The organism is Mesorhizobium sp. WSM4819 (assembly GCF_055811215.1).
Window position 1 is genome coordinate 1 of the sequence record NZ_JBVVQO010000051.1, and the last position, 18,622, is coordinate 18,622.

Annotated in this window: 16 protein-coding genes and 1 pseudogene; 2 read left to right on the forward strand and 15 right to left on the reverse strand. The window is 54.8% G+C overall.

Annotated elements, in window-relative coordinates:
* Positions 1–92: 92 nt before the first annotated feature.
* On the forward strand, positions 93–221 hold the full coding sequence (locus AC0L18_RS29680; protein ID WP_473495340.1) for a hypothetical protein: 129 nt from the start codon (positions 93–95) through the stop codon (positions 219–221).
* Between the two features lie 110 nt (positions 222–331).
* On the opposite strand, the gene AC0L18_RS29685 is transcribed toward AC0L18_RS29680, so the two are convergent.
* Positions 332–961 carry a GDSL-type esterase/lipase family protein gene (locus tag AC0L18_RS29685; protein ID WP_473495371.1) on the reverse strand — a complete coding sequence of 210 codons (630 nt, stop codon included), beginning with the start codon at positions 959–961 and terminating at the stop codon, positions 332–334.
* Positions 962–1,162: 201 nt separating this feature from the next.
* On the opposite strand from AC0L18_RS29685, the gene AC0L18_RS29690 reads away from it, so the two are divergent.
* Positions 1,163–2,308 carry a hypothetical protein gene (locus tag AC0L18_RS29690; RefSeq protein WP_473495341.1) on the forward strand — a complete coding sequence of 382 codons (1,146 nt, stop codon included), beginning with the start codon at positions 1,163–1,165 and terminating at the stop codon, positions 2,306–2,308.
* Positions 2,309–2,632: 324 nt separating this feature from the next.
* Here AC0L18_RS29690 and AC0L18_RS29695 read toward each other — a convergent pair whose 3' ends face one another.
* The 14 genes and pseudogenes from AC0L18_RS29695 to nusG form a co-directional block, all read right to left on the reverse strand.
* A complete protein-coding gene (locus tag AC0L18_RS29695; protein ID WP_473495342.1) occupies positions 2,633–3,709 on the reverse strand; it encodes a glycosyltransferase family protein in 1,077 nt (358 codons plus the stop codon).
* Positions 3,710–3,935: 226 nt separating this feature from the next.
* On the reverse strand, positions 3,936–5,045 hold the full coding sequence (locus tag AC0L18_RS29700; protein WP_473495343.1) for a DegT/DnrJ/EryC1/StrS family aminotransferase: 1,110 nt from the start codon (positions 5,043–5,045) through the stop codon (positions 3,936–3,938).
* Between the two features lie 23 nt (positions 5,046–5,068).
* A complete protein-coding gene (locus AC0L18_RS29705) occupies positions 5,069–5,809 on the reverse strand; it encodes a class I SAM-dependent methyltransferase (protein ID WP_473495344.1) in 741 nt (246 codons plus the stop codon).
* 33 nt (positions 5,810–5,842) lie between these two features.
* Positions 5,843–6,295, reverse strand: a complete 453-nt coding sequence (locus tag AC0L18_RS29710; RefSeq protein WP_473495372.1) for an acyltransferase — start codon at positions 6,293–6,295, stop codon at positions 5,843–5,845.
* Between the two features lie 29 nt (positions 6,296–6,324).
* Complete coding sequence (locus AC0L18_RS29715; RefSeq protein ID WP_473495345.1) at positions 6,325–7,398, reverse strand: Gfo/Idh/MocA family protein; 1,074 nt, start codon at positions 7,396–7,398, stop codon at positions 6,325–6,327.
* A gap of 366 nt (positions 7,399–7,764) precedes the next feature.
* Positions 7,765–9,048, reverse strand: coding sequence for a hypothetical protein (locus AC0L18_RS29720; RefSeq protein WP_473495346.1), 1,284 nt, complete (start codon positions 9,046–9,048; stop codon positions 7,765–7,767).
* A gap of 147 nt (positions 9,049–9,195) precedes the next feature.
* Entirely contained in the window at positions 9,196–10,542 is a 1,347-nt protein-coding gene (locus tag AC0L18_RS29725) for a hypothetical protein (protein WP_473495347.1), read from the reverse strand.
* Positions 10,543–10,544: 2 nt separating this feature from the next.
* On the reverse strand, positions 10,545–11,813 hold the full coding sequence (locus tag AC0L18_RS29730) for a glycosyltransferase (RefSeq protein ID WP_473495348.1): 1,269 nt from the start codon (positions 11,811–11,813) through the stop codon (positions 10,545–10,547).
* Positions 11,810–13,132: an oligosaccharide flippase family protein gene (locus tag AC0L18_RS29735; RefSeq protein WP_473495349.1), complete on the reverse strand. Its 1,323-nt coding sequence runs from the start codon at positions 13,130–13,132 to the stop codon at positions 11,810–11,812. The genes AC0L18_RS29730 and AC0L18_RS29735 overlap by 4 nt, the downstream gene beginning before the upstream one ends.
* 74 nt (positions 13,133–13,206) lie before the next feature.
* Positions 13,207–13,962: a glycosyltransferase family 2 protein gene (locus AC0L18_RS29740; protein WP_473495350.1), complete on the reverse strand. Its 756-nt coding sequence runs from the start codon at positions 13,960–13,962 to the stop codon at positions 13,207–13,209.
* Positions 13,959–15,078: pseudogene (gene gmd, locus AC0L18_RS29745) on the reverse strand (GDP-mannose 4,6-dehydratase). The gene AC0L18_RS29740 and the pseudogene gmd overlap by 4 nt, the downstream one beginning before the upstream one ends.
* Before the next feature lie 142 nt (positions 15,079–15,220).
* Positions 15,221–16,498: a sugar transferase gene (locus tag AC0L18_RS29750; RefSeq protein WP_473495351.1), complete on the reverse strand. Its 1,278-nt coding sequence runs from the start codon at positions 16,496–16,498 to the stop codon at positions 15,221–15,223.
* A gap of 39 nt (positions 16,499–16,537) precedes the next feature.
* Positions 16,538–17,857, reverse strand: a complete 1,320-nt coding sequence (locus tag AC0L18_RS29755) for a UDP-glucose dehydrogenase family protein (protein WP_473495352.1) — start codon at positions 17,855–17,857, stop codon at positions 16,538–16,540.
* A gap of 142 nt (positions 17,858–17,999) precedes the next feature.
* Positions 18,000–18,521 carry a transcription termination/antitermination protein NusG gene (nusG, locus tag AC0L18_RS29760; RefSeq protein WP_473495353.1) on the reverse strand — a complete coding sequence of 174 codons (522 nt, stop codon included), beginning with the start codon at positions 18,519–18,521 and terminating at the stop codon, positions 18,000–18,002.
* Positions 18,522–18,622: the final 101 nt, after the last annotated feature.

Genomic DNA, 18,622 nt, shown 5'->3' on the forward strand with positions numbered 1-18,622 from the left:
AATCCTGCAATTCCAAAGCCGACCTCCGCCCTAATCAGCATGCCAGATCAACGGTTTGCGGATAGTTCACGGCCGACGAAGGAGAAGGAGCCATGAGAGAGCTGCGCAACAAGGTCGAAGGGTACTTTTCTGGCCCTGGATTTTGGCCGTTCTTTCTCATGATGGTCCTGCTGTTTCTCCCCTTTGCGCTTATTTTCCCAGTCCTTGGTTGGACGTGGTGAGTGCCAGGGGCCGCATCGGCTAGTTCGGCAGGCGTAATGCGTTCCGAATGACGTCGGCCTCGTTGAGGCCGCCACTTTTCAGAACTTCCCAAAGCCCGTTGGGGGATTGGTCATCGTGGCGTTGAAATCGAGGCTATTATCGGGCGGATCTGATGTTCCCATGCCCGGTCGCCGTCGCCGTTGAGGTGGATGCCATCGGTCGTGAACTCCGGACGAAGGCGGCCATCTCGAGAAAGAGCTGTGTTCAGGTCGAGAAAGCGGCAGTTTGCAGCTTGTGAGCACCGCGCCGCGAGCGCGCTGTTCAAACGCTTTATTGCGGCGTTGTGGACCACGTCGCTTGTTAACAATGTGGTCTGAACAAAAATGCGGTCCACATCCGCCAGACGATTGATGATCTTGCCGTAGGATGCGGCCACGTCGTCAGGGCTAATTGACCTGCGAATATCGTTGACCCCGAGCATCATGAAAACCAGCCGGGGTCGTGCGACAGTGATCTGGTCGAGCCTGAGAAGCGCGCTATCGACGCGCTCGCCAGATATGCCGCGGTTGATAATCGACAGCCTGGGAGACATCTCCTGCCAATGGCCACTCGCAGTCAGAGAATCGCCAAACATGACGATGTCGGCATGTCCTTGGAATTGACGGAACTCGTTGACTTTGGCTTGCCACGCGGCGTTTTCGGAGCGCGTAGCAGCGGCCGTCGCCAACAGAATCGACAGCATTGCACCAAAGCTCAGCATCTTGTTCACGTTGAATTACCCAGTTCCTACGCCTGTCGATCGGCACCAGAGCATGAGCCGCTGCCGATGGATCGGTGAAGCACTTAGGCGCCTCGGGGCAATCATACAGTATTTCGAGAACCGCAACGATATCGGCTTCGCGCGGCCCGACACCGCGCTGGTCTGTGCCCTTGGGATCAGGTCGACAATCAGCTGCTGCTGGTGCGGCTGGCCACGAGTCTGGATCGGCTTCCGGATGGCACCGATATCGCGGAAGTCTGCATTTGGGATCCGGCGTCAGGACTGGTGACGGCGATCGCGGAAACGCGCGCCTGGAACTACCAGCAAGGCGCACGCCAGCAGTGGCTGCCCGACGGATCGGTCCTGTTCAACGATGTCGTCGACGGCCGGGAAATCGCCCGCATCGTGACCGCCAACGGTGATCCAATTCGTGTGCTTCCGAAGGGAGTTCACACGGTGACGCCCGATGGCGGGCTGGGATTTGCACCTTCCTACGGCAGAGTCGGGCTATACCATCCAAGTTATGGGTATGCCGGCGCGACAGCTCCTTCCGTTGACGACCCGCATCCGGCCGACGATGGCTTGTGGTCGATCGACATCGCCAGCGGTGCGGTGCGCCTCGTCGTGTCTCTCGATGTGCTGGCCAAGGTCTCCGGAACAACCAGCGACCAATGGCATATCGTCTCGCACCCGTGGGTCGATCCCACGGGTGCCACGGTGATGTTTTCCCATGCTACTCCCGCCGCATCCGGCGGACTGATCCAGCGACTCCCCGTTGTCGGCTCAACAGGCGATCATCTGCGATATCTCGTGAGCGAACTCGCCAGCCATCCAGGCTGGTTCGAAGACGGCGAAATCCTCGTTTGGGCACGTAATTCCGGACTGGTGGCTGCTGCTCGGGGCCATCCGCTGTTGCGACACCCATTGATGCGACGGCTGGTGAGACTCGTCCGACGCTGGCAGGGCGGGATGCGCAACGCCTTTCTGAAGGAAGGGCTGACCCGGATCTCGATAGCGGATGCCGGTTCAAAGCGTGTGATCGCGCGCGGCCTGATTGAAGAGAACGGGCATTTTTCGCGGCATCCGGACTTGCCGCTGATTGTTGGCGACACCTACCCGGACAAAAGCAACCGCCTTCACCTCTATCTCTATCATCCCCAAAGGGACACGAAGGTGGAGATCGCGACATTCGATCACGGCGTAAGATGGAGGAACGGACATCTGCGATCCGATCTGCACCCGCGCTGGAACCGATCGGGCACACAGCTGGCAGTTGATATTTCCGAGCATGGAACCCGTCGCGTCGCCATCGTCGATGCGCGTCCCGCCCTTGCCGCTCTTGCCTGAAGCATCGGCGCTCGACCGGGAACCGCCGATCGCGTTCGAGCAGGCGTCGGTCCTGACGCCAGAAGTTCCACAGGGCGGTGTCCTCGACATCCAATACACCGTCGTCCAGGATCACGTGGGCGGCCGGATGAACAATTTCTCGTCCGGAAAGGCTCACAATGACCTCGCAGCCGACGGTTACCCATAACAGAATCTTTCAGCCTATAAGTTAAGTTAAGTCCCGGTTTGTGACCTGATCGGCAGGATTGTCGAGGCGCTTCTGCGAACTAGTCAATCGTTACCGAATCGAAATCGTCAATGTGACGGCAGAACAGCCCCCTCCACTCAAACAAGAGTAAGAAATTTTGCCATCTGTTTCTCCTTGCTGTATTCGCTTCGGATCATGGAATGGCTTGCCGCTGCAATGTTTCGCCAGGACCCGTCGCTAAGGCTTTGCTTAATAAACCCGACAGCGACTTTGGCATCTGCATAGACACTCATGGTCCGACCATCCACCATTCCAGGCGGATAATTCCCAGGGTCGGTGAGAAGTAACGCTCCCGCCCCCATCGCCTCAAAGCAACGCATGTTGCCGCGATCCCCGCCCGCCATGTCGATAGCGGCATTGATAACGATTTTGGCACGGCTGAGTTGTGCATACATCTCTCGCCCAAAGACTGGTGGATTTGCTACGCGCCGTATCGAAGTTGGCCGCCGTACTGCCGCTAGCGGCCCAAACCAACCAAGCGGCGTTTCTGCAAGTCTCGTGTAGCGCGAGTTATCGAGATGAAAGACAACTCGATAACGGCCGCCAAGCCGTGCCACGGTATCGAGAATCTCTCGACGGCGTTGATGATGGCGGCTGAACCCACCGAAGAACAAAACATCTATGTCACGGTCGTCATTGCCAGCATAGGCATCCAGTTCGGGGTCGTGAGCTGGGAAGAACTCGGCGGTACGAATTCCCGTGCTCTCGTAGCCGGCACGGATGGACGGGAAATTCGATACAACGAGATCATAGCCGAACAGGTCTGCCTTGCCCGGTGCGGCACGCCACGCAATTGTTCTTTTCACATGCCCGGGCAATCGCTTCAAGAAGACGCTATCAAAGCGAATTGGATCAAGATTGTAGAACACCTCTGTACGATTCGCCTCAATCTGGGCGAGCAGAATATCGGCTAGCGGCGTATCGTCGCGAAGGCCATTTTCATGCGCCCAGGCGCGTTGCAGGCGCTCGTCATCGCCGTTCGTGAAAAACACCTCCGGCGCATTCTCCAACACCGGTTTCAGCAGATGTGAGGCACCGTATCGGTCGTGCAAAAAGGTCTGCTTCTGCGCTTCGAACCGATCCTCCGGCTGGGTGAGCGAAGCGAGCCGAGAATGATAGCTCGGCGATATGCCGGAATTCTGGAATAGCCGCATGTGCTTACTCTTTGAGGCATCGAGAATGACGCCAGTGGACAAAAAAATTCTTGGCAGCCAGTTTAGGCTATCTCGAATCGCAGGGAGGCGCGCCTCGTCGACGCTGTCGCCAAGCGGCTGGCATTCTGGCGAGCTAGATCTAGAGTTGACGGGTGCGCAGCCAGCAACACGGAAGAAAAGCATACTCCCGCGATGACATCATTGCTGAGATCAACGGATAGGCCGGCTAAGCAAAGGCCTTCAGCGCATCGGCGACAGCCTCTATCTGGCTTCCCGTCATTTCCGGAAAAATCGGCAGAGACAGGATGCGAGACTGCATACGATGGACTACAGGGTAATCATCCGGTTTGCTGCCCATATGGGCGTAGCATGGCAGAAACGGCAAGCCGCGCGGATAGTTGATTACCGTTTGAACGCCGCGCGACTTGAGGAAAACCGCCAGTTCGTCGCGCCGATCGTGGCTTATGACATAGAGATGCCAAACCGGATCGCGGTCGTTGCCAACGTAAGGAAGATCGAGACCCGGCAAATCGGCAAGATTCTGCTGATATTGCGCCGCTATCGCACGGCGCGCATCGGTCCACGCGGCAAGCCGCTTTAGCTTCACTGACAATACCACGGCCTGCAACCCATCGAGGCGGCTGTTGATGCCTTCGATCTGGTGGTCGCCTTTAACCAGTCCACCATGACGGGCAAACATTGCCATCCGGTCGGCCAAGGACTTGTCGGAGGTGACGATCGCTCCGGCGTCACCCATGGCGCCAAGGTTTTTTCCAGGATAGAAAGAGAAGCTCGCCGCGATGCCAAAGGTGCCTACCTGACGGCCCTTGAAGGTAGCGAGATGGGCCTGAGCACAATCCTCAATCACCCACAGGCCGTGTCTGGCCGCCACCGCCATCACGCCATCCATATCGGCTGGCTGGCCATAAAGATGAACCGGGATGATGCCGACCGTCCGGTGGGTGATCTTGTCGGCCAATTTTGCGACATCGATCGTGTAGGTGAACGGATCGACATCACAGAAGACAACTTTTGCGCCGGTCTGGGTCACGGTTTCGCTGGTCGATATCCATGACATCGCTGGCACAATCACCTCATCGCCCGGTCTCAGACCAAGAGCAACCATGGCGATGTACAAAGCGTCTGTTCCGTTCGCACAGGATACGCAATGCGAAACACCTACCGCTTCGGCAAACTCACGCTCGAATTTTTCGACGAATGGTCCTCGAATGAATGCCGATTGGGAGATCACATCGGCAATCGCCGCATCGATCTCCGGCTTGATGGTAAGATATTGTGCATGCAGATCGGCAAAAGGTACATCTGTCCTCAACATTTCCCGCAACCTTCGTCTGTTTTTCAGGATTTCAGCTTCGCAACGAATACATGAGAGTTGTTTACATGGAACGGAGCTTGCCTAAAGGGGTCGTTAAATTCAGAAACCATGTCCATAAAATTAAATAGATTCTTCCTTGTTTGTTTAAATGAATACCCAGGATGCTCATATGTCTCCACGCCAGAAGCAGTGATGCGCGGCTTCCTCTGCTGCTCTATCGCGAGCAAGGACATCAATATAACAATGAAGGGTATATCTACTTTGGAATAGAATCTGCGGTAAATATTTTTTATCATCCCGAAAGGTCCGATTTCTATTGGAACTTCAATAAGAAAAACGGTTTTTGCGCTACCGAGTCTCTGGAATTCCGCAATAGCTACCTGAGTTTGTGCCGGAGTAAGGTGCTCAAACACCTCACAGCAAAAGACATAATCGAAACCACCATCACGAGGCGGCGTTGGTATCTTTTGGCTGTCGCCAAATATCCGAGCCTCAGGTACAAGTATTTTGAATTGTTCTTGCATCTCAGGGACCGGGTCAAAGGCGACGAGATTTGCAGGATTTGCCCCGCGCTGGTCTATCAAGATTCTAAACAAACGTCCGTCGCCAGAGCCGTAGTCCAACACTCTTGTTTTCTCGTTAATATTTATACCTTTTAGTATATTTTCATAACGATTGCGATGGATGGTGCGCTTTAGTTTGTTGGGTGAATCATAAGTGTACGAGCTGTACGATACTTTTGATTTGACATTTCCGCTTGACATCTTCCCCTCGTGGTTTTCGGCAATCTGCTAATTCTATTGTACCGATCTGAGAAACCGAGCCGGATTTCCAGCATAGATTCCTGGCTTGTCTATGTTTCGTGTGACCACGGCACCGGCACCAATCACCACATCACTGCAAATGGAGACCGGCAGGATAGTGGCGTTTGAACCGATCGAAACGCTGTTGCCGATGACCGTTTTGTTCCACAAATCCCGGCGGCCGCGCGCAGGTCCGCCAACGGAGAACAGGTCGTTCACGAAGACCACCCCGTGCCCGACGAAACAATCCTCCCCGATTGTCACAAGTTCACAAACAAAGGCATGGGATTGAATTCTTGTTCTGGCTCCGACTGAAACGTTTGCCTGAATTTCCACGAACGGACCGACGAAGACACCGTCGCCGATCGTGCAGCCATAGAGGTTTACCGGCTGCACGACAGTGACGTGTTCGCCGAAGGCAACGTTGACGATGCCGACCGATCGCATATCAGACGGTTCGGTGATATGGGCGCCGGTCACGCCGCGATCTCTGAAGGCCGTCCAAGGCGGCAGCGCTGAGGACGAAAGCGGAGTGGCACCTCCTGGCCAGTCTCGACGGATTCATAAATGGCGGAAATGAGCTCCAGGCTTTTGCGGCCCTGGAGGCCATCTGCCAAATGTTGCCTTCCGCTATTGATGCTTTCGACGACATGCTCGTAATAGGCTTGGTGACCGAAGCCATAGACATTGGGAGGATTTACCGAATATTTGGTCAAAACCTCGGCGTCGTCAGGCCTGGGCTCCACAAAATTCCACGCTTTCATTTGGTTTACGGCAAAACCGCCGATCTCCACCGAGCCCTTCTCGCCGAGGATGGAGATCGAACCTTCAAGATCCTTAGGGCGTGCCGCTGTGGTAGCTTCGACTATTCCGAGCGCACCGCTGGCGAACCGCAAGGCAACGACCGCAGTGTCCTCGGCCTCGATATTCACCAGTGCGGTACGCGTCATTGCAAAGACACTCTCGACGTCGCCCATCATCCATTCGAGCAAATCCACGTGATGACTGGCCTGGTTGGTAAGCACGCCACCATCGAGCGCCCAGGTGCCCCGCCAGGAATCCTGATCATAGTACGATTGGGGGCGGCACCAGCGAACCCGCACAGTTCCCATGACAAGCTTGCCGAAGCGACCGGCGACCAGAGCTTCGCGCAATTTCACGACCGGCACGTTGAACCGGTTCTGCTTCACGATGAAAAGTTTGATGCCGGCGACATCACATGCACGGATCATCGCATCTGCATCGGCAAGCGTCAGCGCCATCGGTTTTTCAACGATCAGGTGCTTGCCGTAGCGTGCGAGCGCGATGGCGTCGCGAGCGTGATTGCCGCTCTCGGTCAAGATGACAGCGACGTCCGGCGATTCACGCTCCATCATCTCGTTCATGTCTGCGTAGGCCGGCACGCCGTATTTTGCAGCCGTCGCTTTCGCCTTGTTGATGTCGATGTCGCAAACTGCAGCCAGTTTGGCTCCGGAGATCGCGTTTTCCCCCAGCAATTGCGAGTGGCGAACCGATATTCGTCCACATCCAACCAGCGCAAATCTCAGCATGTCTCTATTTCCTGTTGTTCGTTCAGGGCCATTGCCAGCTCACTGAAGCTTGAGGTCGGCAGAATTTTCTAGAGGGAAGCGCCGTTTCAACCGGTGTCGATCCAACGCCTCGCCTGAGCCACGGACCGTGTACACGTTCCCACCATGATTAACGAACTAAGCAGACACTGGGCAATCCTGAGAATGCGGCGGCGCTCCAGTTCCAGTCCAACGAGCATTTTGAGGATCAACGCACTCTTTTCTCTTACCAGAGACTCTTGCCTATTCGACCGGCCCGCGCCGCGCTTCGACAGGAACGAACGGTTTTCGATACGCAAAACAAAAGCTGACGCCGTGACACTTGAATCCATTTAAACGCGACGCGCGTCAGTACAAAGTGACTGCGTCGCCGCTAATTTTTGCCAGCGTGGCGTGGCGACCATTGATCCTCAGAGGATAAGTGCGCCCTTGGCAGTCGACCTCTGTCGACGAGACGTCGCTATCCGCCTGCCAAGGGTTGATAACCAGCGCCACGCAGCCCTCTTTCGCTACGTCGAACACACGCACCAACGGCCGTCTCTCTCTCCAAAGCACATTAGCGGGTTCTCCCGCAACAAGGCGCCCCCGGCCCATCAGGCCTGACACGGCCGACAATCGAGACAGAGTATGGGTGAACAGTGGCAACTGCGTGTATGGCAGCGGATCGCCCTTCTTGACGTCGGACTCGTGCCCCCAAAGCACGACGGCGCGAGCGCCGCTAAAATATGGCACCAATGCCATTGCTTCAACAAAAAACGGATCCACGAAAGTGGTCGCTTTCTTCAAATCTGCCTGATAGTGGCGCAGCCACAGGTATGCAAAAATCGGCTTCCCGCTCATTTGCTCCGATCGATAATAATTTTGCTCAATGTGCGTCGCTATGTAAAACATTGAATCCGGTTTCTCGTCCGGGATATATGCTTCGGTGACAATAAAGTCCACGTAAGGGTCTATGCTCTTCCACATCTTTAGATCGAAACTATGCCTCTTGGCGAACTCCTGGAGAGTGTAATCTTTAATCTTGGCCGTGTCTTTGAAAAATGCCTGCGGCCCAAAGATGCCAATGACTGCGTCTTTGTAACGCTCGCGGATCCACTTGACCGGCAATGCGTACCAAGTCGCCCATTCCTTAAAATACAAGTCCTCGAACTCGGCAAATGATGGAAAACGTTGCCCGCCGACAGCGTTGATCATCCAGGCCTTCAGGGCCGATCGTTGAAATACAAATTCTATGTCGTGAACGTAAATTCCACCGGGAGGGGGAGGGTTAATATCGATGTTCCGCCTGATGATCCGCTCGAAGAAGTCGGGCTTCCGCCAGGGGTTCGCATTCAGTTCTCCCAGAAATGTGACGATATTCTCCCGTTGCTTCCCGGGATAATCAGCGAAGGTGTTCTGGATCTTCACAGGCAGAAAGCCGTGGCATAGCGCCGCCGCCGCATGGATACCCCCACTTCCATCGGCAACGTTCCAGTATGCCCTCAGTCCACCTTCAAGTCCAAATGCCTGAACCTGGTCCCAGCCGGGCGCGGCCGGGCACTGCGGAGCCGATCGAGCCTGCGGTGCATATAGCGCCGTCAGCCATATAGAAAGCGCAGCGACGACCAAACCAATCTTGGAAACTTTGCTCATAAGCCACCAGCTTTCATGTGTGCGGCATCGATGTCAAACTTTGATGTGCTGATTTGGCTCGATGCATATATAGATGCTCATCGACGACGATGCGATGGTCCCAACCATTAAGTTGCCGCAGCCTAAAATCAAGTATTCTGGATTGCTTCACTCGCAGGCCACAAGCCGCGAAACTACTCCGCCTCTCCTGATAACTTCGGCCATCGTCCCCCGATGAAGTTCAACTTTTGTAAGAGCCCGCGTGTTCGGCCCGGAACTGGTATCCATATCTAATTTTTGCGCGTATCGATCTCGACGAGGTTTAAACATTATAATTCCGAATGTTAGCCACACCATCGGGTCATAGTAGAACAATTTTGTTACAAGAAACGGCAGGAAACAAATAATGAAATTCCATCCCCATCGTCGGTACAATTTAAAAAACAATAATGCAAACAGATAAATACATGGAATTATTCCGAAATAGAAGAACATATTGAATACAACACCGAGATCTTGTATAGATACGCAGTAGTCACAAAAAGTTGCTTTAAGTGGAGAACCAAAAAGCATCCCGTCGCCGACAGAATCCTGCCACGCATCAAACGCCTGTTCTTTATAATAACCTGATCCTCCCCCCTCATCGACACTGAGGCGATTACTGAAGTATTCTACATACCTAGATCCGGAAAATTGGGGTAGAACTAAAGGTATTGAAATCGATAGCAGAGACACCGAAAATAAGACCACCGCGACACGGAGAATTTTCGGAACATTACGATTTAGTATTGTAAGCTCGATTGCGAAGCAGACTATATAGACCGAAGCGCCCACTACCGCCCATGCAGCCAAGGTCGTTAGCGTGCTGAGCATTGCAAAAAAATCTAATAGGTTAACGACCTGCCGCCTCAAAAGGCATCTCAGCAAGACGAGTATATAGACTACATTCGAGTAAGTTCCAGGCTCTATCTGAAATCCAGAAAGGCGAACCTGACTCATCATTGTACCCGCGCGAGAGGCGCTGAATGGAAACACGATTCCGTGTAAATCGACAATTTGTCCAGACAAAAGAAAAATGGAGAGGGCCAGCACCAGGCCAACAACATTGAAAACAAGATAGGCTCGTAGAAGGAACTCCAGTCGCTCTCGCCAAGCCGCTTGCGTAACCATGCCGAACAACATGCCCCACGCCATAAAGACGAACGACATCATTGCAAATCGTGAAAAATCGACGATATTGATGAGAAAGAAGTAGAGAAAAATTCCACAGATTACTGCGATGTTGCCGGAAGACGTAGAAATCCCAAACCGAACAACCATCACGCAAAGGAACGTCAGCGCAGCCAGCGAGCGGATGAAGAATGCAACACCAGCCGCACTTGGATCGCCGCTAATCTCAATCGAAGTGGCAATCACCGTGAAGAGTGGGAAGAGGAGGAGCCAATCGAGTATATCTATTGACTCGAAGCCGGCATCCCTACGGTAGCCGCTCAGCGTCGGATGTAATTTCGACACGCCTAGCAAGATCGCGGCTGCATCGAATGGAGCATGTCAATCAGTTCGCCGGCATTCGTCGCTACATCAAAGCGGGTCCGCCAAATCTCACGTGGCGAGGCGCGCGCCAAATCGCCGCCTGGCGAAAGCGCCTGAGTCACGCGCCGGGCCAGGGACTCTGGATCCAGCGCATCGTCGGCAGAGATCAGCAGTCCTGTCTCGCCGCTTATTACGGCCTCTGAGGTGCCGCCGACCGCGGTTGCTACGACCGGTATGCCGAACGAAATAGCTTCCATGATCGACACCGGAATCCCCTCGGACGTACTAAGGTTGATAAATACGTCGACATGGTTCTTCCGGTAGAAACTCATCACCTCCGAATTATCGGTCTGCCCCCACAGTTTGACGTCAAGATTGCGGTTTTTATTGCGCAGGGCGGAATTAACCTCTGTAAAATCGCCGCCGCCGAAGTGGTGCCAGGTGACATTTAGATGTTCAGCCAGAACGACAACCAGTGCAGCGATCAGATGCACCCTCTTCAGCGGTATGACGTTAGAGCAGCTTACTATCGTCAAAGACGTATCTCCAGCCATGCGCTGTGCGGTCTGCCCCCTGTCCGGTACGCCGAGACGGTTGAGGGTAACATTGGAGATGAGCACGCCTGGCCATTTCGCCCTGAAATATGCCAAACCATGCTCGGATATAAACAGATTCGTTGCGGCGGACGCGATCTTCTCCCGCCAGGGAAAACATCGAGCATTCCGATGTAGATACGGCCCACTTTCTGCTGCGTTTTCGTAAAGATCCGACCCGTGATACCGGACTGCGCAAGGAATACCTGCCCGTGCCAGCAGGGGGATTGCCAGGGAGGGAGTGTGCCCCCAATAGCTGTAGGCAGTCACGTCCAATGGTGCGGCAAGAGCCGCGGCCACCGCAGGGGACCGCTCGAGCGCCGCGCGATACATAGAATACAAAAGGACGCGGTAAGCCAGCGCGATATGAAATCGCCTCTGGCGGCTGGTCAGAGATGCAAGCTCCGAGCAGAAGAACGACCATGTTCGAAATTTCACGAGTTGCAACAGGTAGAATCTGTAGCGCGACCACTGGGAACCCCAAAATGGTAGTTCAACGGTGACGTTGTCCGGCACCTTCCGCTTAGCCCCGCTGCCAATCATTGGAATGATCGAAATGCGCTCGAATGCTTGGCTGAGAAAAGGCAACTCCAAACCAATAAAAGGCTCAATGTGATAATACGGGTAGCTACCCGTGAACAGAACAAGATGTTTCCTCACGGATCTAGCCCTTCGGCGTTGCGAAAAGGATTCCTGACGACGACGGAAAATAATCCAGGGGTTCGCGACATTAAAAAAAACAAAACTATAAGACCGATCATATAAGGTATTGAAACATATATCGATGTTATCACGGCGCTGTTTAAAGGCATCCCGAGCCAAGTCGGCACAAAAAACCCACCGACAAAAAGAACATTCTGAACTATGGAAAGAACCAACGCTAATCTCTGTTGGCCTGCAACGACAGGAACCGGCGCAAGAGAAGATAAAACCAGGTGAACAGCGACGTATGGCGCAAATATCTCTGCCAAGTGGCCTGATGGCAACCATTGCGGTCCGAGTACTAGAGAAAAGAGGGTGGCACCGTAAAACAGCAACGTTAAGAGCAATATTGCCCCTATTGTCATCTGAACTACTATAGCCCGAACTACAGGGCCATCGAACCTGCCGAACTTTTGGAATTGCTGATGAGCCTCAAGGTACAATATTTGTGAGATTGCCACGCTGACGATTCCAGCCGGCAACATGACAATACGCTGCATCATGAAATACTGTCCGGCCTCGACTAACGAGAAACTCGCTCCGATGATAGCAATCAACGCGAACCCAGTAAGGCTATTGATCAAAAAATGTGGCAGGCCAAATTTCGGAAATAAATGATACCGATCAGCAACCAACAAAAGAGATCGTCTCTGCCTGCTATTAAAGAAGTTTAGACGGAGATCAGCCGTATAAAGCGGTCGACGTGAGAACAAAAGTATCGCTGCGGCCACACCTGACGCGATAGTCTCTCCAATCATCAAGCCCCATGCTCCAGGCAAGATGGTCAAGCCTAACGCGGCTTGCAACAGAATTGCGATCATTGCCTTGCAAAAGCGGCTGACCGAGATGTCTCTGTAATTCTGCCTGCGCGAGGCCAACATGGAAAATGTAACTGTAAGGGAGACGAAAAACGCCGCAATGCATGTCATTGGCCATGCCAGGCCCAGCGACGTATTGAAGATGAGGTCCAAATCTCGCGCGAACAAGATCAGTACGAGTGCGCTTGCCAAGGCCGCAACAATTGCCAGGGTGACACACAGTGCTGTAAGCGCACGAACATGTCTTTCCTCGGCGACCATGATCGCCTGTTCATAACGCGCCGCGAAGCATGTGCCCAGCAATTGGCTGCCAAGAAAGAACATAGCGAACAGGCCAAAATCCTGTGCGTTGAAAACACGGGCCAGGATAGGTACAGCTATAAGGCCAAGGAGTTGCGCCGAAGCGGCACCCAAACCGAGTGTCAGCGTATTCGTAAGCAGCTTCAGATTGGAACTCATGCTTGAATTGCATCGAATCCGCGAGAGCACGACAGACCACACCCATATTGCGTGTACAGCCCGATCATCTTTGTCTAGCCTCGCCGAGTGAATACGAACTGCCTGATTTTCCGTGCCGGCTTTGCAACAAGTGCATAGTCAACTGGACCGGACCGCAGCCACTGGCGTCGAGACCGCAATGCTTCGATATTGTGCTTGAGGTGGGAGGCAAGACTACGCGTGCTGGCTCCGCCCACCATCATATCCACCAAGATATTATTAGTGGCAACGGTCTGGAATCCGTGGAGTTCAACAGCTCTCAGCATCCAATCATAATCCGATGCCACTTTGAGGCTGAGATCGAATGCACCGACCGCGTCCGCAACCTTTCGCTTGACGTAAAACGTTGGATGGGCGGGCATCCATCCGGTCCGAAAGCCCTTGGCGGGTCGGGCGGCGGCACGCCAACGGCGTACGACCCGTTTGCTCAGATGGTCTTCGACAAAATCCAGGTCTCCATGCACGATATCGGCTGTCTCGAGCCCTGCGGATATTCGTCCCAGCACTGTGCGGTCGTGAAAGCAATCGTCTGAATTCAGCACGCCTACCGCGTCTCCGGTGTAAAGACGCAGCCCCTTGTTGAGTGCATCATACATTCCGCTGTCAGGCTCGCTGATCAGCCGGATCTGGTCCGGAGGGTAAGATCGGACAATAGACAACGTCTCGTCCGACGAATTGCCGTCGATGACCACCAGTTCCTTGTCGCCATGATCCTGGGCCAGGAAACTATCGATGGTATGCCTGATTGTCGCCGCGGAGTTCCAACAGACGGTCAAGACCGAGATTTTCATGTCGACCCAGCCCAACGTCGCTTACTGTGCCGCAACGCGAATGCGATCCTCATCCAGGCGCCGGTGCTCGGATTCCCGTCTTACCGTTTCGAGGTCGGACCGAACCATTTCCTGGACCATCGCATTGAGCGAGGTTGTTGCCTTCCACCCGAGAACGCCCTCCGCTTTCGAGGGGTCGCCGATCAGAAGCTCTACCTCGGTCGGCCTGAAATAGCGCGGATCGACCTCGATCAGAACGGCGCCCGATTTCGCGTCGATGCCTTTTTCGTCGACGCCGGAACCAACCCATTGGATCTCGGTCCCCACCTCGCTGAATGCAAGCTCGACAAAACGGCGGACCGAGTTCTTCACCCCGGTTGCAAGCACGTAGTCGTCGGGCACGTCATGCTGAAGAATTCGCCACATGCCTTCGACGTAATCGCGGGCATGGCCCCAATCCCGTTCAGCCGACAGATTGCCGAGGTAGAGCTTGTCCTGAAGACCGAGGCTGATTGCAGCAGCCGCGCGCGTGATCTTGCGGGTGACGAAGGTCTCTCCGCGCATCGGGCTTTCGTGATTAAACAGGATGCCGTTGGACGCATGAATATCGTAAGCTTCGCGGTAGTTCACGGTGATCCAGTAGGCATAAATCTTTGCCGCCGCATATGGCGACCGCGGATAGAAAGGCGTCGTCTCCCGCTGCGGGATTTCCTGCACCTTGCCGTAGAGCTCGGAAGTCGATGCCTGATAAAAACGCGACTTTTTTGTCAGGCCAAGCAGCCGGACTGCTTCGAGGAGACGCAATGTGCCGATCGCGTCGGCATTCGCGGTATATTCCGCGGTCTCGAAGCTCACCTGGACATGCGATTGTGCGGCGAGATTGTAGATCTCGTCTGGCTGCACTTCCTGGACGATACGGATGAGGTTGGTGGCGTCGGTCATGTCTCCATAGTGCAGCGACAGCCTTACGTCCTTCTCATGCGGATCCTGGTAGAGATTGTCGATGCGACCGGTATTGAAAGACGAGGAACGCCGTTTGATGCCATGGACGTCATAGCCCTTTGCCAAGAGAAGTTCCGCCAGATAGGCGCCATCCTGGCCGGTGATGCCGGTAATGAGGGCGGTTTTTCTGGTCATTGTGCTTCTCCGAGGTCGATACAACGATATTTCTCAACGCTGATCAGCGTGGCTTTAGACATTACAATACCCATTCTTTAAAAACTTGAGATGTGAGGCTCGTGAGTGGCTTGGCTGTGTCGATTAGCGAGTTGCCGCTATATCAACGCGCGCCAAATCCCGTCAGCATGGTTCGGATGGTACGAAATACGATCAGCATGTCGAGCCACGGGGAGAAGTTTTTGATGTAGTAGAAGTCGTAGTGAAGCTTCTCTAGAACGTCGCTTACCGCCGCGACATGACCTTGATTGACTTGCGCCCATCCAGTGATGCCGGGCCGGACGATATGCCGGTATCGATAGAACGGCAGCTCCGCCTCATACCAGTTGGAGAGTACGAGTGCTTCAGGGCGTGGCCCGATCCAGCTCATTTCGCCGCGCAATATATTGATAGCCTGCGGCAACTCGTCGATCCTGGACGTCCTCAAAAACCGCCCGACACGAGTGATGCGCGCGTCGCCAATTTTCGTAATAGCCTCTTCCTTCTCGTCATTGGAAGCGCTGCCGAGCTTCATCGTTCTGAACTTATAGACCTCGTACGGATTTCCTCGGTAGCCCATTCGCTTCTGTCTAAATAGCGCAGGTCCGGGTGAATCGATCTTTATGGCAATCACCACAAACACTAGCAATGGCGAGAACACAACAAGCACAAACAACGCAGACATCCAGTCAATTGCCTGTTTTATTTTTAGGTAGGCCTGGTTCGGATTCAACGACCCCAACGTATTCTCAGACAAATGCTCGATTTCAACACGGCCTGTGAGCGATTCTCTTATTTGTTTGACATGATAGACTGGCGTTCCCGATAGCGCGCGGTCGGCGATGTATCGCTCCCACTCATCGGAAAGATCGGCCCGCAGATCAGCAACCACGCCGCTGGCATACTCGACAATTGTGTTGGGCGAATTGACTCTGTGCCAACTCACATCCGGGATGCTCTCCAGCCTGTCGACATCGCCTCCCGGAATTATAGCCAGCCGGTATGATTCCATCCGCCGCGTGGCCAGGCTCAAGCCAAAATACCACAAGGTCGATTGAATGAAGCTGGCTGCCGCTTGAAATCGACTATAATCGAACCTGAAAAAGAAGATGGTCACGAACACAAGGCCGTACGTCAGCGCGAATGTGGGGAAGATGTAGCCAGCCGCTGCGACGCCGGGGAAGTTGCCGATCCGCTTGTAAAGCATGTAGCCCGATGTATGAGCGACGAATGCCGCAAAAATCGTGGCCTGCATGTTCGATGACCAGATTACGCGGGGATCGACCGACATCCTGATGAGAGCCGGCAGCAGAATGGCGAATGTCAATCCGCCAAGCAGCTGAAACCGCGTCCGAAGCAGGAGATGCCTGCGATTAGGCAGTTGGATGGTGGTGGTGCTCAAATTGCCACTCGCGAACCGGGTCCCGCGAAAACCTGGCGCTCACTTACCAAGATGCCGCTCTCGGCCAACGCTCGAATAGGCTATGCCTTCCTTCACGACATCCTCACCTCGGTAAACGTTTCGAAGGTCAACCATCACTGGCGTCGCCATGAGTGCACGGAGCCGCTTGAGATCCAATGACCGAAAGGCATTCCACTCGGTGACGATCACTATCGCATGCGAGCCGTCGGCTACCGCGTAGGCGCTGTCCCCGAATTCAATGCCCTCGATCAACTTGCGCGCCTGCTCCATGCCGACCGGATCATACGCCTTGATCGAAGCGCCGGCATCCTTCAACGCCTGAATGATGGCTAATGAGGGGGCGTCGCGCATATCGTCCGTGTTTGGCTTGAAGGTAAGGCCGAGGACGCCAATGGTCTTGCCGCGAACCGAGCCGCCGCAGGCATCGACGACTTTGCGCGCCATCGCCCGTTTACGCTGGTCGTTTATCGAGACCGTCGTTTCAATAAGCCGGATCGGACTTGCCGCGTCCTGCGCGGTCTTGACCAGCGCCAGCGTATCCTTCGGGAAACAGGAGCCGCCGTAGCCCGGCCCGGCGTGAAGAAACTTTGCGCCGATGCGATTGTCCATGCCGATGCCCCGCGCCACGTCCTGCACATCGGCTCCCAACCGCTCGCAGAGATCGGCAATTTCGTTGATGAAGGTGATCTTCATCGCCAGAAATGCATTCCCTGCATATTTGGCAAGCTCCGCCGTACGTCGGCTCGTATAGAAAATCGGCGCGGCGTTCAGCGAGAGCGGACGGTAGATCTCGGCCATCACTGCCTTGGCCGCTGTGGCGTCGGTCCCGACGATGATGCGATCAGGCCGCTTGAAATCCTCGATCGCCGATCCCTCGCGAAGAAATTCCGGATTAGAAACCACCGCAAAATCGGCCGTTGGATTCTGCTCGCGGATAATTCGCTCGACCTCGTCACCAGTACCGACAGGCACCGTCGATTTCGTCACAACGACCGTAAATCCCTTCAGCGCCCGGCCTACTTCGGCCGCCGCGTCATGAACAAAGGATAGATCGGCAAAACCGTCGCCGCGTCGCGACGGCGTGCCCACGGCGATGAAGACGACATCCGATTGAGAAACCGCGTCCGCCAGATTGTCGTCGAAACGCAAGCGACCCTGCAAAGCGTTGGTGGTGACGAGTTCCTCGAGCCCTGGCTCATAGATTGGTATCTTGCCGCCCTTGAGCATGGCAAGCTTTTCTGGATCGCGATCAATGCAGCAGACCTGATGGCCAAAGTCGGCGAAACAGGCGCCCGAGACAAGCCCAACATAGCCGGCGCCAATCATTGTTATTCGCATGCCGCGTACTCCCAATCAGCGCGGATGAGACGATGTCGCAGAGCGCCAAGTCTTATCAACCGACGGCTACCGCACTCCAGGGTGAATCCCGAGAGCGGATACCACAACAATTTACATCACCGCGCCGCCTTGATGGTGGCGGCTACGCGATGGCGACGAGTTCCCTTGAATCCAGGTCGACAGGGACCTCGCCATTCATGATGGCAACCAGAACCCGGGCCCTTCCAGCCGGGTCGAGCCGGTCAAGGCGACCGATCATCTCCGCGAAAGGGCCTGAAAGAATCCGAACCGAAGCGCCTGCAGTAAGGCCTCCGCTGAAATCAAGCAAGCCGTCCTTGCCGGTCAGGGCAATGAACCGCTCCACCAGCCCCGAGGGGACCGGCAATGGCCGCTCGCCCTGCATGATGAGGGAGCGCACGCCGAACGTTCCGTTGATCGAGCGCCACCGCTGCAGCGCGACATCGAGGGCGATGAACATGTAACCTGGAAAATAGGCTGCCGGTCGCGTCTCGACGCGCCGGGCATGACGTATGGTTTTCTCGCGGCGAGGCACAAACGGGTGAAACCCCTGCAGCCGGAGATGCCGTTCGGCGACGTCTTCCTTTCCCGGAAAAACGCTGGCGGCATACCAGCGCGCTGCGGCGCCGACCGCGGGCCGTTGCAACGATGGAGTCGCCTTGTCTGTTGTTTTTTTTGGGCTAATCACGCGTCTCGCTCTCGGCGGTCTTCGGCATGGTCGATGTCAAGGATTGCGACGGCGCAACG